We start from the raw sequence: 15143 nt of genomic DNA, 5'->3' as shown, positions 1-15143 counted from the left end.
CCCGCAGGCCGTCACACGAACGGCCCCGCGCAGGTCACGCGAACGGCCCCGCGAGGGTCACCCCGTCGGCCCCGCACGCTGGGCCGTACGGGACGCCGGATCCACCCGTACGGCGGGTGGGCGGACCACTCGTCCGGCCGCACCGGCGCGTCACTCCAACGGCGCTACGCGCGCGCCGCCGCAAGGCCCGTACCGCGCGCCGCGGCACGCGTGAGCTCGTCGAGCGTGGCGGCGACGGCCGGGACATGGGCCAGGTCCGGAAGGGTCAGTGCCACGATCTCGCGCTCCACCGCGGGCTCCACCGTCACGGTGACGGCCCCCTTGGGCCGTACGGACTCGATCGCGAGCTCCGGCAGCACCGCCACGCCGAGGCCCGCGCCCACCAGGCCCACCACGGCCGGGTAGTCGTCGGTGGCGAAGTCGATCCGCGGGGCGAAGCCCGCTTCCTGACAGACGTCCACCAGTTGGCGGCGGCAGCGCGGACAGCCCGCGATCCAGGGGTCCTCGGCGAGTTCGCCGATCGCGACGGACTCCGCACCGGCGAGCCGGTGCCCCTCGGGGACGAGTCCGACCAGCCGGTCGGCGAGCAGCGGCCGGACCACCAGGTCGTCCCAGGCGTCCGGGCCCGCTCCGTAGCGGAAGGCGAGGGCCACGTCGCAGTCGCCCTCGCGGAGCATCTCGACCGAGCGCGGCGGCTCGGCCTCCACGAGGGAGACCCGGGTCCCGGGGTGGGCGGCGCGCAGCGCGGCGAGCGCGGTGGGGACGAGGGTGGAACTGCCGCTGGGGAAGGAGACGAGCCGGACCCGGCCGGCCCGCAGGCCCGCGATGGCGGCGACCTCCTCCTCGGCGGCGGTGAGCCCGGCGAGGATGCCGGAGGCGTGCCGGACCAGGGCCTCGCCGGCCTGGGTGAGCCGCATCTCGCGGCCGGTGCGGACGAGCAGCGGGGTGCCGACGGAGGCTTCGAGCGCCTTCATCTGCTGGCTCACGGCGGGCTGGGTGCAGCCGAGCTCCCGCGCGGCGGCGGAGAAGGAGCCGGTGGCGGCGACCGCGCGCAGGACGCGGAGATGGCGGGCCTCGATCATGCTTCGAGCATAAGCGACCCTTGGGTGACCCCGCCAATTCCACAGACGGCCTTTGAGGCCTGTCCGTCTTCCGGGACACCCCCTAGGGTGCCCGTATGGAGCTCCTGAGTGTGAATGTCGGACAGAGCCGACCGGTCACTTACACGAACGCCCCGTCGGGGAGGACGGGCATCGACAAGCGCCCGGTCGACGGGCCCGTACGGGTCGACGCGCCCGCTCCCGGCGGGGCGGGCGGGGTCGCCGGGGACGCCGTCTGCGACCTGCGCTTCCACGGAGGCCCCGACCGGGCCGTCTACGCCTTCGCCCGCGAGGACCTGGACACGTGGGAGGCCGAGCTCGGCCGCGCCTTCGCCCCCGGCTCCTTCGGCGAGAACCTCACCACCCTGGGCCTGGACGTCAACAACGCCCTCATCGGCGAGCGCTGGCGGATCGGCGACGAGGTCGTCCTGGAGGTGACCGGCGGCCGCATCCCCTGCCGCACCTTCGCGGGCTTCGTCGAGGAGGACGGCTGGGTGCGCCGGTTCAACGGGTCGGCGGCCGGACCGGGCGCGCTGCTCCGGGTGATCGTCCCGGGTGAGGTCCGGGCCGGCGACCGGATGGAGATCGCGCACCGCCCGGCCCACGGCATCACCGTCGCCCGGCTGCACCACGCCGCGACCGCCGACCGCTCGCTCCTGCCGGAGACGCTGGTCGCGGCCGAGTGGATGGAGTCGGGACTCCTCGAACTCGCGCGCACCTACACGGAGAAGTACGGGCGGAAGGACGCGGAGGACGACGCGGCCCGGGACGGTGCGGAGCATCCGGAGTAGGCCGGTGCCGCCCGGGCGCCGGCCCGCGCCCCGGGCCTGGCGTTCTCCCGCACACGCCGTTCACACGGCGCGGGCTAACGTGCCGCGTATGACGACTGCATTGATTACGGGTGCGACCGCCGGCATCGGCGCCGCCTTCGCGCGGCGGCTCGCCGCGGACGGACATGACGTGGTGCTCGTGGCGCGTGATGTGAAGCGGCTGCGCGAGCAGGCCACCGAGCTGCACGACCGGCACGGGATCGAGGCCGAGGTGCTCGCGGCGGACCTGTCCGAGGAGGAGGGCATCAAGGCCGTCGAGGCGCGGCTCTCCGAGGACAGGCGCCCGGTCGATCTCCTGGTGAACAACGCCGGGTTCGGCAACAAGGGCCGCTTCCTGGAGGTGTCCATGGACGACGAGCTGCGGATGCTGAAGGTGCACTGCGAGGCGGTGCTGCGGCTGACCTCGGCGGCGGCGGAGTCGATGCGGTCGCGGGGCCGGGGCGGGGTGGTGAACGTCGCCTCGGTGGCCGCGTTCGTGCCGCGCGGCACGTACGGGGCGTCGAAGTCCTGGGTCGTGCAGTTCACCCAGGGTGCCGCCCGGGACCTGGCGGGCAGCGGGGTGCGGCTGATGGCGCTGTGCCCCGGCTTCGTGCGGACGGAGTTCCACCAGCGGGCGGGAATGGGGACGGACAACATCCCGGGCTGGATGTGGCTGGACGCCGACAAGCTGGTGGCCGCCGCGCTCGCCGATCTCGCCCGCGGACGGACGCTGTCCATCCCGGATCCCCGCTACAAGGCGCTCATGGGCGTGGTGAAGCTGGCCCCGCGCGGTCTGCTCGGCGGGGTGTCGTCGAAGGCCGGCCGCAAGTACGGGCCGAAGTAGTCCGGTACGCCGTGGGTGCCCGGAAGGGCCGCTACTCAGCGGGAGTTGAGTACGCGGGCTCTGCCCGGGCGCCGGGCACGACAGGACACTCGGACCATGGACCTGAAGCCCCTGAGACTCGTTCCCCTCCTCGTGACGTCCGTCGCGTCGGCCGTGGCCTGGGCCGCGTGGCTGGGCTGGGACCAGCAGCGCGACGTGCACCCGGACGGCTCGGTGACCGGCCCGTACGAGGCGTGGCAGGTCGTCGGACTCGTCCTGACGCTGCTGGTACCGGTGTCCTGGGCGGCGTCCCGGCGGCATGTCGCGGCCGCCGCGCTCGGCACGACGGCCGGACTGACCGCCGCAGCCTTCTACGACTGGTCGGACGACGCCAGCGGACTCTTCGTGATCGGCGTGGGCCTGGTCGCGATGGGGAGTCTCGCGGGGACCTTCGCCGTATCCGCCCTGATCGCGTCCGTCACCCGGCGCGGGCGGTGACTCACCGGTCCACGCCCGCGTCCTGGCCCTCCGGGACGGGGACTGCGAGGGAGAGGCGCGCGGTGGTGCCGTCCTGCCAGGTCACGCACAGGGTCCGGGGGCCCGTGACCCGGACGGTCGCGAGGGTGGGGACGGGGGCGGGCGCGGGTTCGGCGGTGAGGGAGACGAGGGCGACGAAGAGGGCCTCAGGGCCGCTCGTGGTGCCGTGGACGGCGGGGGTACGGGTGGGGCCGGGGCCCTGCAGCGTCGCCCCGGTGGGGAGTTCGGTCACCTCGGCGCCGTAGCCGTGGACGGGATGGAGCTGGGAGACGGGCCCGTCGGCGTGCGTGGCCCAGCCGGTCTGCCGTACCGGGGTCCCCTCCGGGGCGCCGAGGACGACATGGGCGCGGACCTCGGCGCGGCCGTGGGCGAGCGTCGCGGACAGGACGCGGACGCCGGGCAGCGGGGTGTGCAGGGAGGCGGCCCGGTCGGGTCCGGCGCCCAGCGGCGTGGCGGGGCCGCGGACGGTCGCGGTGCCGTCGGACCGGAGCAGCGCGAAGTGGTTGTCGGCCGGGTCGGGGGCGGTGGTCGGTCCGGTACGGGTGGAGTAGGCGTGGCGGGCGTAGCCGGCGTCGTCGTCCTCGCCGACGTGGTTGCTGCCGTGGTTGTGGAGGCGGACGAGTCCGTCGGCGGCGGTGCTCTGGACGAGCAGGCCGGTGGGCCCGAGGGCCCGTACGGTGTCGCCGCGTTCGGCGGGCAGCGGCTCCTCGGTGGCGGTCCACACCGGGTGGTCGGCGGGGAGCAGCAGACCGAGGAAGCCCTTGGACGCCCAGTAGGGGGAGCCGGGGCCCGAGTAGGACTGCACGACGGGCCCGTACGGGCCGTGCCAGCCGAGGGTGAGCAGTCCGCGCCCGTCGGTGGCGCCGCGGTCGAGGAAGTACCGCAGGGCGCCGGAGGCGAGACGGCGGGTGGCGCCGGGGGTGAGCGGGGTGTGCCCGGTGAGGGCGCCGAGCCAGGGCGCCGCGGCGGCGGCGAAGCGGTAGGTCAGGGAACGCCCGTACGGGAGCGGGCCGCCGTCGGCGTCGAAGAGGTGCACGTGGTCGTCGAGCTGGGCGCGCAGCCGGGGGCCGTAGCGGTCGAGGAGGGCGCGGTCGCCGGCGAGGTGGGCGTGCAGCACGGGGTAGAAGTGCAGGGCCCAGGAGTTGTAGTGGTCGAAGGCGCGGTTGTCGCCGTCGCTGTACCAGCCGTCGCCGAGCCACCAGTTCTCGATCCGGTCGAGGGAACGGTCGATCGTGGCGGCGGCCCGGTCGGTCTCGATGCCGGCGTCCTGCAGGAAGCCGGCGACGGTGAGGCCGAACAGCCACCAGTTGTTGTCGACGGGGGACGGTCCGAGGGCGGGGAGCAGCCAGTCGACGGTCCGTCGGCGGACGCGGTCGTCGAGCCGGTCCCACAGGCGGGTGCGGGTGAGGCGCAGGGCGAGGGCGACGGAGGCGGACTCGACGACCGCCTGGCGGGTGTCGGCCATGAGCGGCCAGGAGTCCGGGCCGTCGGTGCCGGGGCGTTCCGTGCCGGCGGCGAGTCCTCCGGCGTAGTGGTCGAGGTGGGCGTCGTCGCCGAGGAGGGCGGCGAGGAGGAAGGTGCGGGCGTAGCCCTCCAGTCCGTCGGAGCGCGGGCCGGACCAGCTGGGGCGGGGCCCGGGGAGGTCGACGAGTCCGCCGCGCGGCGAGGCGTACGGGCGGACGGCCCGCAGGAGGCGGTCGGCGGCGGTCTCCCAGTGGGCCCGGGTCCAGCCGGTGTGGGGGCTGAGCTCACGGTTCTCGGGCACGTCGGCTCCCGGCGCTTCGGCCTGGGGCTCGTCGGCCACCGGCTCGTCGGCCGCCGGCTCACGGTTCTCGGGCGGCGTGGGCATGATGCTCCCTGGAACTCGCTGGGGACGTCGGCGTCGCCCGGAATCCTGAAGACGCTTCGATCGGACGTCAAGAGGGGACGGAGCGAATGATCGAAACTCCTTCCGTTCGATCATTTCGCCCGGACCTGGTCTAAGGTCGGGTGACCACCACCACCGCAAGGGGGACGCACCGTGCGCGAGAGTGCTGCCGAACGACACGACCGCCTGCTGGCCCTGGTGCGCGAGCGCGGCACGGCCCGCGTCTCCGACCTGGCCGGACTGCTCGGGGTCTCCCCCGTGACCGCCCGCCGGGACGTCGAGGCACTGGCCGCCGAGGGGTTGCTCGACCGGGTGCACGGCCAGGTCTCCTGGCCCGGCGGCGCGGGCGCCGGCAGCGGGCCCGTCGCGGCCGGCGGCCTCGTGCTCGGACTGCTCGCCCCCTCCGCCACGTACTACTTCGCGGAGGTCATCCGGGGCGCCCACGAGGCCGCGGCCCGGGCCGGCGCCCGGCTCATCCTGCGGATCTCCGACTACCGGCCCGAGGAGGACCGGGCCCGCACCGAGGGCCTGCTCGCGGCCGGGGCCGAGGGCGTGCTCGTCGCGCCCGGCTGGCGCGGGCCGGAGGACCGGCCCGCCTACGGGGACTGGCTGGCCGAACTGCCGGTGCCGGCCGTGCTCCTGGAGCGCCGGGCGGCCCCGGGCACCCCGCTCGACGGCCTGGACCGGGTGTCCTCGGACCACGCGCACGGCGTGCTGCTCGCCCTGCGCCACCTGCTCGGACTCGGGCACGCGACCCCGCTCCTGGTGGCCCGCGGGGACAGTCCGACGGCGCTCGCGGTGCGGGCGGGGTACGCGGAGGCCCTGGGGACCCTGGACCTGGAGGCCCCGCGCACGGTGATCGAGTCCATGCCGGCGGAGACCGATCCGAAGGGCTTCGAGCGGGCTGTACGGGCCCTGCGCGACGCGGTGACCTCGGGACTCGCGAGCGCGGCGCTGGTCCACAACGACGTGGACGCGATCCAGATGGTGCAGCGGCTCGCCGAGCTGGGCGTGCGGGTGCCGGAGGACCTGGCCCTGATCGCGTACGACGACGAGGTCGCCGCGCTCGCCGACACCCCGCTCACGGCGGTCGCCCCGCCCAAGCGACAGGTGGGCCGGCACGCCACGGAACTCCTGGTCGAGCGGCTGACGGAAGGGGCGGGCGAGGAGTCGGCGAGGCGGCATCTGAGCCTGCTGCCGAGGCTGCGCGTGCGCGCCTCGTGCGGCGCGGGCGCGCAGGCGGGCGAGGGCACGGCCGCAGGCACGGGCACGGGCTCGGGCTCTGGCACCTCACGATCGGTCTGATCTTTTTTCGATCAATCAATCTTTCGCTCTTGACTTCGCTCAGGAAGCGTCCCAGGATCACGGCCAACCCCGTCCACGCCGCCGTGTCAGGAGCCGTGCCGTGAGCCGTAGTTGGAATCCCTGGAGCAGAACGACCCGCGTCATCGCCGGCACCGCCACCGCCCTGGCCGTCCTCACGGCCTGCGGCGGCAGCGGTGACGACACCGGCAAGGGCACGGCGAACGAGCCCGTCACCATCACCTTCTGGGGCTGGGCGAAGGGCTCCAAGGACGTCGTCGAGGCCTTCAACGCCTCCCACAAGAACATCCGGGTGACGTTCGAGGAGATCCCCTCCGGCACCGCCGGCGGCTACGCCAAGATCTCCAACGCCGTGAAGGCGGGCAACGCCCCCGACCTGGTCTCCATCGAGTACTCCTCGCTCCCCGAGTTCGTCTCCTCGGGCGCCCTGCAGGACATCGGCGGCGAGTTCACCGAGCAGGACCGGGCCAAGCTGCTGCCGCAGGCCGTGGAGCTCACCACCCTCGGCGGCAGGACCTGGGCGGTGCCCTTCGACGCCGCCCCGCAGGCCTTCTACTACCGCAAGGACCTCTTCGCGAAGTACCAGGTCGCCGTCCCCACGACCTGGGACGAGTTCAGGACGGCCGCGGAGAAGGTGCGGAAGGCCGACGCCAAGGCCCGGATCGCCACCTTCTTCCCCGACGACCCGACCACCTTCGAGGCCATGGCCTGGCAGGCCGGCGCCCAGTGGTTCAAGGCCGAGAACGACACCTGGAAGATCGACACCACGGATCCGGCCACCACCAAGGTCGCCGCCTACTGGCAGGGCCTCCTCGACGCCGACCTCGTCCACAAGAACGCCTCGTTCAGCCCCGAGTGGACGGGCTCCCTCAAGAACGGCACCACCATCGGCTACCTCGGCGCCTCCTGGGGCGCGGGCGTCCTCAAGGGCACCCTGCCCGAGCAGAGCGACAAGTGGGCCGTCGCGCCCATGCCGAACTGGGGCACCCCCGCCAGCGGCATGCTCGGCGGCACCTCCTTCGCCGTGACGAAGGACAGCGAGAAGAAGGCCGCCGCGGTCGAGTTCGCCGAGTGGATGTCCACGACCGAGGCCGGTGTGAAGGCCCGCATCTCCTCCGGCACCTCCAGCGCCTTCCCCGCCGCCACCTCGCTGCGCCCGGTCGCCAAGTCGGTCTTCGACGCGAGCTACTACGGCGGCCAGGACATCTACGCCCTCTTCGAGGAGGCCGGCGCCTCCATCGACAAGAGCTGGGCGTGGGGCCCGACCACCGGCACCACCAACACCGCCATCAAGGACCAGTTCGGCAAGATCGCCAAGGGCGGCCCCGGCATCAGCGACGCGATCAGGGCCGGCCACGACGCCACCGTCGCCGAACTCACCAAGCGCGGTCTGAAGGTCGAGGGCTGACCCGGTGAAGGCCCGCACCCGCGCGGCGGTGACCCTGCTGACCCCGTTCTTCCTGCTCTTCACCGCGGTGATGGTGGTGCCGATCGGCTACGCGGTCTGGCTCAGCCTCTTCACCGAGAAGCAGTCGGGACTCGGCTTCGGCGGCACCGAGACCGTCTTCAGCGGACTCGACAACTACACCGCGGCGCTGGGTGACCGGGCCTTCCGCGAGGGCTTCGGCGTGCTGCTCGGATACTGCGTGCTCTACATTCCGCTGCTGCTCGCCGGGGCCCTGGGCCTCGCCCTGCTGCTCGACTCCGCGCTCGCCCGCGCCCGCCGCTTCTTCCAGCTCGCGCTCTTCCTGCCGCACGCCGTCCCCGGCATCATCGCCGCGCTGATCTGGGTCTACCTCTACACACCGCAGCTCAGCCCGGTCGTCCAGGCCATGGAGGCAGGGGGCGTCGGCTTCGACTTCTTCTCCCCCGAGGGCTCCCTCCCCTCCGTCGTGAACATCGCGCTGTGGGAATGGCTCGGCTACAACATGGTGATCTTCTACGCCGCGCTCCAGGCCATCGACCGCTCCGTCCTGGAGGCCGCCACCGTCGACGGCGCGGGCTCCTGGCGGATCGCCCTCGCCGTCAAACTCCCGCTGATCAAGGCGTCGCTGGCGATGGTCGCCCTCTTCACCGTCATCGGCTCGCTCCAGCTGTTCACCGAGCCGCTCATCCTGAACAAGGGCACCGGCTCGGCCGTCACCTCGACCTGGACGCCCAACATGTACGCGTACACCGCCGCGTTCGACCGGAACGACTACGGCCTCGCCGCGGCCGCGTCCGTGCTGCTGGCCCTCACGGCCGCGCTGCTCTCCTTCGCGGTGACCAGGCTGACCGGCCGCCGGAACCGCCGGAATCCCAGGACTGTCAGGAATCCCGGGACTGCCAGGAGTCCCAGGAGCAGTGCCCGGAATCCCAGCAATGCCAGGAATCCCCGGAGTCCCCGGAGTCCCCGGAATCCCCGGAATCCCCGGAATCCCCGGAAGGAGAAGACGGCATGAGCAACCGCCCCCGGAGCGTCTGGCTGTCCAAGACCGCCGTCAACGGCGCCCTCGTCCTCGCCGTCGTCTACACGCTCTTCCCCCTCGTGTGGCTGCTGACCGCCGCCACCAAGGACGCCGGCGGACTGCTCGCCGGAGACGCCTTCTCCTTCGAGGGCTTCGACCTCGGCGGCAACCTGTCCCGCCTCGCCGCCTACAACGACGGCGTCTACTTCCACTGGTACCTGAACAGCCTGCTCTACGCGGGACTCGGCGCCCTCGCCTGCTCGCTGATCAGCGTCGCCGCCGGCTACGCCTTCGACAAGTACGACTTCCGGGGCAAGGAGAAGCTGTTCGGCGTCGTCCTGCTCGGCGTCCTCGTCCCCACCACGGCGCTCGCGCTGCCCATGTACCTGCTCGCCAGCGAGGTGGGCATCGTCAACACCTACTGGGCCGTCCTGGTCCCGGTCCTCGTCAACCCCTTCGGCGTCTACCTCGCCCGGGTCTTCAGCGCCGGCTACATCCCCGGCGAGGCCCTGGAGGCCGCCCGCATCGACGGGGCCGGCGAGCTGCGCACCTTCTGGTCCATCGGGCTCCGCATGGTCATGCCGGGCTTCGTGACCGTCTTCCTCTTCCAGTTCACGGCGATCTGGAACAACTTCTTCCTCCCCCTGGTGATGCTCTCGGACCAGAAGCTCTTCCCGCTGAGCCTCGGCCTCTACGCCTGGAACAGCAACGCCCACGCCGAACCCGACTTCTACCCCCTCGTCGTCACCGGCTCCCTGCTCGCCGTCATCCCCCTCGTCGTCGCCTTCGTCTCCCTCCAGCGCCACTGGAAGGCGGGCCTGACCGCCGGCAGCGTCAAGTGAGGAACACCGATCCCGCGATGCACCCGACCGCTGACAACCGCCCCTCCCTCCTCCTCGCGATGGGCCCGGGCGTCGCCGAACGCCTCCTCACCGAGGACCACCGCGCCCGGCTCTCCGCCCTCACCCGCACCGACCCGCACCTCGTCGCCCACGACCTGACGGCGCCCACCCCCGAGGCGGCCGCCGCCCTCGCCGAGGCCGAACTGCTCCTCACCTGCTGGGGCGCCACCCCGCTCACCGCCGAGGTCCTGGACCGTGCCCCACGTCTCAAGGCCGTCGTCCACGCGGCCGGCTCGGTCAAGCACCACATCACCGACGCCTGCTGGGCCCGCGGCATCCGCGTCACCTCGGCGGCCGCCGCGAACGCCCTGCCCGTCGCCGAGTACACGCTCGCCGCGATCCTGCTCGCCGGGAAACAGGTCCTGCGCTCGGCCCAGCAGTACGCCGAACTCCGTACCGACCACGCCTGGCTCGACTCCTCCGCCGCCTGGGGCAACTACCGCAGGACCGTCGGCATCGTCGGCGCCTCCCGCATCGGCCGCCGGGTCCTCGACCTGCTGCGCCCCTTCGACCTCCAGGTCCTCCTCCACGACCCGTACGTGCCGGCCGCCCCGCCCGGCGTCGAGCTCGTCGGCCTCGACGAACTCTGCGCCCGCAGCACGGTCGTCTCCGTCCACGCGCCGCAACTCCCCGCCACGTACCGCATGATCGGTGCCGCCCAGCTCGCCGCGATGCCCGACGGCGCGACCCTGATCAACACCGCCCGCGGCTCCCTCGTCGACGAGGACGCCCTGCTCCCCCACCTCCGCTCGGGCCGCCTCCACGCGATCCTCGACGTCACGGACCCCGAGCTCCCCCCGCCGGACTCCCCCCTCTACGACCTCCCCAACGTCCTCCTCACCCCCCACGTCGCCGGCTCCCTCGGCAACGAACTCCACCGCATGGCCGACCAGGCCCTGGAGGAGGTGGCCCGGTACGGGAGGGGGGAGCCGTTCGCGGAGGAGGTACGGGCGGCGGATCTCCTACGGTCGGCCTGACCCGCCCGGTCCAGCCCGGGTCCGCCCCTGCAGGAGGGCCCGCAGCCGCTCGCCCTCCGCCACCACCTGCTCCACCGCCCCCGGCTCCCGCGCCAGCACGGCCGGCAGGGCCTCGTACCAGGGCCCCAGGTGGAGCGCGAGGGCGGTGAGCTCGCGGGCCCTGACCGGGTCGTCGTGCTCGACGGCCAGGACGGTGTACGACGCGGCGCCCCTCGGGCCCAGGTGGTGCAGCCCGGCGAGCACGGACTCCGCGCGCTCGTGCTCACCGGCCCGGGCGAGGTCGGCGGCGAGCAGCGGCAGTGCCTTCTGGACGGCGTCGGGCTCCAGCCTCCGCGCGAGGTCGAGGGCGTGGTCGTACGCGCCGAGCAGGACCCAGGCGCGCAGCAGAAACTCGGGTTGGGAGGAGCCGTAGTAGCCGAGCCAGGACCGGGTGGCCCGGTGCAGCAGGGCCGTCGCCTCCTCGCGGCGCCCGAGGGCGAGTTGGGCCTGGACGAGACGGGGCAGCATGATCCCGGTGGTCGCCGCCAGGGGCCAGGACAGCCCCACGGCCTGGTCCAACCACTGCTCCGCCTCCTCGCGGCGGCCCTGAAGATCCAGGGCACGGGCCAGAGCGGTGGAGACCTCGATCACCTCCAGCCCGGCGGACAGCCTCGGCACGAGGCCGGCGGCCCTGTCCGGGTCGCCGGCCTCGGCGTACGCCACGGCCACGACCGCGCCGATCCTGTACTTGCCGATTCGGGTCAGCGCTTCCGCACGCGCGGAGCCCCCGCACGCGACCCAGGCGGCGGCGACCTCCAGGAGCACGTCGGCGAGCGGGTCGGCGACCTGGGCGAGTTCCTCGGCTTCCTCGACCCGCCCGACGGCCAGCAGCGCCGACACCACGCCACGCGCGTCGCCGTCCTCCACGTCCAAGGCGCCGAGCAGAACCGATGCGGCCTCCTCACGTCCCACCCCGGCAAGGGCACGAGCGGTCCGCGCCAACCGTTCCACGAGCTGGTACCGGGGCGGCCTGCGGCTGCCCGCCTCGGCCGACACCAACAGCTCCCTCGCCTCAGCGGCGCACCCCCCGTCGTGCAGGGCCTCGGCCGCCGGTCCGATCAGCGCGGAGGCGAGCCTGAGCTCGTGTTCGGGTCCGCACATGCGCGCGACCACGCCACGAGCCTCCTCGACCCGGCCCCGCGCGGCCAGCTGCCGGACGTACTCGCCGATCGCGCGGAAGCCACGGGCGCTCTGGGTCAGCCGGTCGAGCAAGGGAGCGACCGTGTCCGGCTCCCCCCGTCGGAGGCGGGTCTCCGCGATGACCTCCCAGAGGTCCTCGAGGAACTCGCCCTCCTCCAGTTCCTGGCCCATCTCCTCGGCCTCGACGTCCCGCCCTCGAGCGGCCGTGGCACGGGCGAGGAGCACCAGGGTGCCCTCCACCCACTCACGCCCCAGCCGGTGGACCGCATCCCAGGCCAGGTCCCACTCGCCGATCCTGGCCAGGGCGACGGCGTAGGTCTCCTCGTCGTTCGGGCCGAACCGCTGGTCCCGGGGCCTGCGCGCCAGGGTGAACTCCCCTGCCTCCACCAGCGCCTCGATCAGCTCGCGGCGGGTCCCCTCCCCGTCCTCGTCCGGCTCCACGGAGTCCCACTCGCGCAGCCCCTCGGCCAGGAGCGCGTCGCCCGTCCCCTCCCGGCCGGCCTCCCGGAACGTGGTCGCGCTCCGGATCAGGACCAGGGCCCGGACCACGCGATGCGGATCCGGCTCCCGCGCCGCCCGCTCGGCGTCCTCATAGTGACCCGCCACGACCAGGGACCGGACCGTCTCCGAGCGTGCGCCGGCCCGCAGCCTGATGTGCGGCTCGGCGCGCGCGAGCAGGAGCCCGCGTTCGAACTCCCCTGCCGCGCAGTAAGCCCGCGTCAGGGCGTACAACGGCCGCTCGCGTTCCAGGTCGTGGCCGACCCGACGGATCTGCCGCTCCGCCCGGTCGCGGAGACCGAGCTCGATCAGCAGCATGGCGGCCTCCACCGCCGCTCTGTCCCGCCCGTCGGTCTCCCGCACTCGCAGCGCCAGCGCGTCCGCCTCCCCGGCGAGCCGCAGCGCCCCCTCCCGGTCCCCGCGCCGCAGCAAGGTCGCCCCCACCGCGCACAGCCCCGCGACCGCCCGCTCGTTCCCCGCGGCGCGCGCCAGTGCCACCGCCCGGTCGACCTCCCCGATGGCGGCCCACCCCGCCGCGATCTCGGGCCGCACGAGCCCGCCGCTCAGCTCCAGGCAGTCCCGCCGGACCGCGAGCCGCAGCATCAGCGGAATCAGTCCGGGCCGGTCACCGCGCGCGAGGAGGGCCTCCGACGCCACCCGCACCTCCGCGAGGGCCGCCCCGTCGCCGCCCGTCACCGCGAGCAGCCGGTCGTGCCGTACCGCGTCCAGCGCGCAGCCCACCAGCCGCTCCACCTCTCCCGCCGCCCGCAGCGCCACCGCGTACCCGCGCAGCAGGTACTCCGGGGTCCCCTCCGGCCAGCCGCGCTCCCGCCACTGCTCCGCCCAGGTGTGCAACCGGCCCCGGAAGCGGTCCAGTTCCCGCGTGCCGAGCATCTCCCGGGCCTGGGCGGCGAGTTCTTCGTGGGCGAGGAGGTAGGCGGGGCCTGCCGGGGCGAAGGTGCGGCCGGGGCCGGTGCGCAGCACGTCCTTCACCCGGTAGGGCACCTCTTCGGTCAGCTCCGCGAGGTCGTCCGCCGTCAGACCGCCGCCCGCGGCCGTGAGCAGGCCCAGCAGGTCGTAGGGAAGGCCGCCCGCCGTGAGGAGGTGCTTCAGCTCCCGTTCCGCCTCCACCCGGACCGCGCGGGCGGACGGGGACGGGGCGAGGAGACGGACGGCCGCGGGGTCGCGCAGCGGGTGGGTCTCGGGGACGTCGGCCGGGAGCGGCGGGTTGAGGCGGCCGGAGACGATGACCGGCAGGTCGTACGGGAGCAGGGCCGCGATCGAGTGGGCGTCCGGTCCGGTGGTCACGCCCCGGTCCTCGTCCAGCCCGTCGACGAGGAGGACGAGCCGTTCGCCGCGCCCGGCGCAGGCGCGGGCGGCCGCCCCGTACAGGCGCAGCAGGTGTGCCTGCCGGGTGGCGGCGGTGAGGAGGGCGGGCAGCGGCTCGGCAGCCAGTTCGGCGAGCTGTTCCAGGACCACGTCCACGTACGCCGCCGCGTCGCTCTGGGCGGCCCAGCGGGCGGTGACGAAGAAGGGGACGATCCGCACGCCCGGCGGCGGGTCCAGCGCGAACCGGGCCATGAGCGCTGTCTTGCCGGCCCAGGCGTCCGCCCGCCACCACAGGTAACCGGGGGCGTCCGCGCGACTGAATGCGGCGAGCTCCGCCAGCTCCCGTTCCCGGTCGACCAGTTCGGCCGGGGCGAGGCGGCGCACCTGCTCCCAGTACGCGGACCGGACGGGCGCCGCCGCCCCGGCCACGATCCGGTTGCCGTCGCCGACGACCACGATCCCCGTACCGTTGTCGACCGTGACCGACCGCTCCCCCGGCTCCTCCCGCATGCCCCCATGCTGCCAGGGCACCACGGCCCCCCGGACCTAAACTGGAAGGGTTCGAGCGGGTCCGGGAGCGGCTCCGGGAGGCGCCATGACCTTCGTGCAAATCATCGACTGCAAGACGAGCGACGTCGACGGCCTGAACCGTCTCATGGACCGTTGGGTGGAACAGACCAAGGGCAAGCGCACCGCCACCCACAGCATGGTCGGCAAGGACCGCTCCGACGCCTCGCACGTCGTGGAGATCGTCGAATTCCCCTCGTACGACGTGGCCATGCGCAATTCGCAGCTCCCGGAGACCGATCGGATCTTCCGGGAGATGGTGGCGCTCTGCGACGAGATGCCCACCTTCACCGACCTCGACGTCGTGCGGGACGAGGCGCTGTACAAGACCAACGCCCGGCGGCTCCTGGAGATGCTTGCCTACGAGCAGGAGCTGGCGCTGCTCGACGAGGTGCTCGCCGAGGGGTACCACGACCACGATCCGACCAACGAGCAGGACGTCATGGGCATGGACGCCGTCCGGCGCGAGGTGGAGATGTGGCGGGGCGGCTTCGACTTCACCTTCACCGTCGACGACCAGATCGCCGAGGGCGACCGGGTCTGCACCCGCTGGACCTGGCAGGGCACCCACACCGGGGACTTCATGGGCCTCCAGCCCACGGGCATGGAGGTGTCCATGACCGGCACGGTCATCCACCGCTTCCGGGACGACGGGAAGATCATGGAAGGCTGGTGGCAGTACGACCTGCTCGGGCTGATGGGGCAGCTGGGGGCCGTGGAGGGCTGAGCCGGAACGGCCGGGAAGGACCGGGCACCGGCCGGGAACGGGCCGAGAACGGGCGAGG

General features: G+C 73.6%; 12 protein-coding genes. 9 read left to right on the top strand and 3 right to left on the bottom strand.

What is annotated here, in order from left to right:
- Positions 1-164: 164 nt before the first annotated feature.
- Positions 165-1082: a LysR family transcriptional regulator gene (locus AB0M16_RS01995; protein WP_365337657.1), complete on the bottom strand. Its 918-nt coding sequence runs from the start codon at positions 1080-1082 to the stop codon at positions 165-167.
- Positions 1083-1177: 95 nt separating this feature from the next.
- On the opposite strand from AB0M16_RS01995, the gene AB0M16_RS01990 reads away from it, so the two are divergent.
- The 3 genes from AB0M16_RS01990 (at position 1178) to AB0M16_RS01980 (ending at position 3230) form a co-directional block, all read left to right on the top strand.
- Complete coding sequence (locus AB0M16_RS01990) at positions 1178-1891, top strand: MOSC domain-containing protein (protein ID WP_365337655.1); 714 nt, start codon at positions 1178-1180, stop codon at positions 1889-1891.
- Positions 1892-1979: 88 nt separating this feature from the next.
- Positions 1980-2753: an SDR family oxidoreductase gene (locus AB0M16_RS01985; protein ID WP_365337653.1), complete on the top strand. Its 774-nt coding sequence runs from the start codon at positions 1980-1982 to the stop codon at positions 2751-2753.
- Between the two features lie 96 nt (positions 2754-2849).
- Positions 2850-3230, top strand: coding sequence for a hypothetical protein (locus tag AB0M16_RS01980; RefSeq protein WP_365337651.1), 381 nt, complete (start codon positions 2850-2852; stop codon positions 3228-3230).
- A gap of 1 nt (position 3231) precedes the next feature.
- Here AB0M16_RS01980 and AB0M16_RS01975 read toward each other — a convergent pair whose 3' ends face one another.
- Positions 3232-5118, bottom strand: a complete 1887-nt coding sequence (locus AB0M16_RS01975; RefSeq protein WP_365337649.1) for a DUF2264 domain-containing protein — start codon at positions 5116-5118, stop codon at positions 3232-3234.
- 171 nt (positions 5119-5289) lie between these two features.
- Here AB0M16_RS01975 and AB0M16_RS01970 point away from each other — a divergent pair, with 171 nt between their 5' ends.
- From AB0M16_RS01970 to AB0M16_RS01950, 5 genes are all read left to right on the top strand, one after another.
- On the top strand, positions 5290-6441 hold the full coding sequence (locus tag AB0M16_RS01970) for a substrate-binding domain-containing protein (protein ID WP_365337647.1): 1152 nt from the start codon (positions 5290-5292) through the stop codon (positions 6439-6441).
- Between the two features lie 100 nt (positions 6442-6541).
- Positions 6542-7867: a sugar ABC transporter substrate-binding protein gene (locus AB0M16_RS01965; RefSeq protein WP_365337645.1), complete on the top strand. Its 1326-nt coding sequence runs from the start codon at positions 6542-6544 to the stop codon at positions 7865-7867.
- Positions 7868-7871: 4 nt separating this feature from the next.
- Positions 7872-8900 (top strand): sugar ABC transporter permease, encoded by a 1029-nt coding sequence (locus AB0M16_RS01960; RefSeq protein ID WP_365337643.1) that lies wholly within the window; start codon positions 7872-7874, stop codon positions 8898-8900.
- Entirely contained in the window at positions 8897-9748 is an 852-nt protein-coding gene (locus AB0M16_RS01955) for a carbohydrate ABC transporter permease (protein WP_365337641.1), read from the top strand. Before AB0M16_RS01960 ends, AB0M16_RS01955 begins: the two co-directional genes overlap by 4 nt.
- A 17-nt stretch (positions 9749-9765) precedes the next feature.
- Positions 9766-10785 (top strand): hydroxyacid dehydrogenase, encoded by a 1020-nt coding sequence (locus AB0M16_RS01950; RefSeq protein ID WP_365337639.1) that lies wholly within the window; start codon positions 9766-9768, stop codon positions 10783-10785.
- On the opposite strand, the gene AB0M16_RS01945 is transcribed toward AB0M16_RS01950, so the two are convergent.
- Positions 10771-14301, bottom strand: coding sequence for a hypothetical protein (locus AB0M16_RS01945; RefSeq protein WP_365337637.1), 3531 nt, complete (start codon positions 14299-14301; stop codon positions 10771-10773). The two genes, AB0M16_RS01950 and AB0M16_RS01945, sit on opposite strands and share 15 nt — an antisense overlap.
- Before the next feature lie 85 nt (positions 14302-14386).
- On the opposite strand from AB0M16_RS01945, the gene AB0M16_RS01940 reads away from it, so the two are divergent.
- The gene (locus AB0M16_RS01940) at positions 14387-15085 is read left to right on the top strand and encodes an ester cyclase (protein ID WP_365337635.1); all 699 of its coding nucleotides are present in this window, start codon (positions 14387-14389) and stop codon (positions 15083-15085) included.
- Positions 15086-15143: the final 58 nt, after the last annotated feature.

The sequence above is a fragment of the Streptomyces sp. NPDC051921 genome (genome assembly GCF_040680975.1).
Classification (GTDB): Bacteria; Actinomycetota; Actinomycetes; order Streptomycetales; family Streptomycetaceae; genus Streptomyces.
The sequence above is the reverse complement of the archived record's forward strand: the minus strand, read 5'-3'. Positions and strand labels throughout refer to the sequence as shown.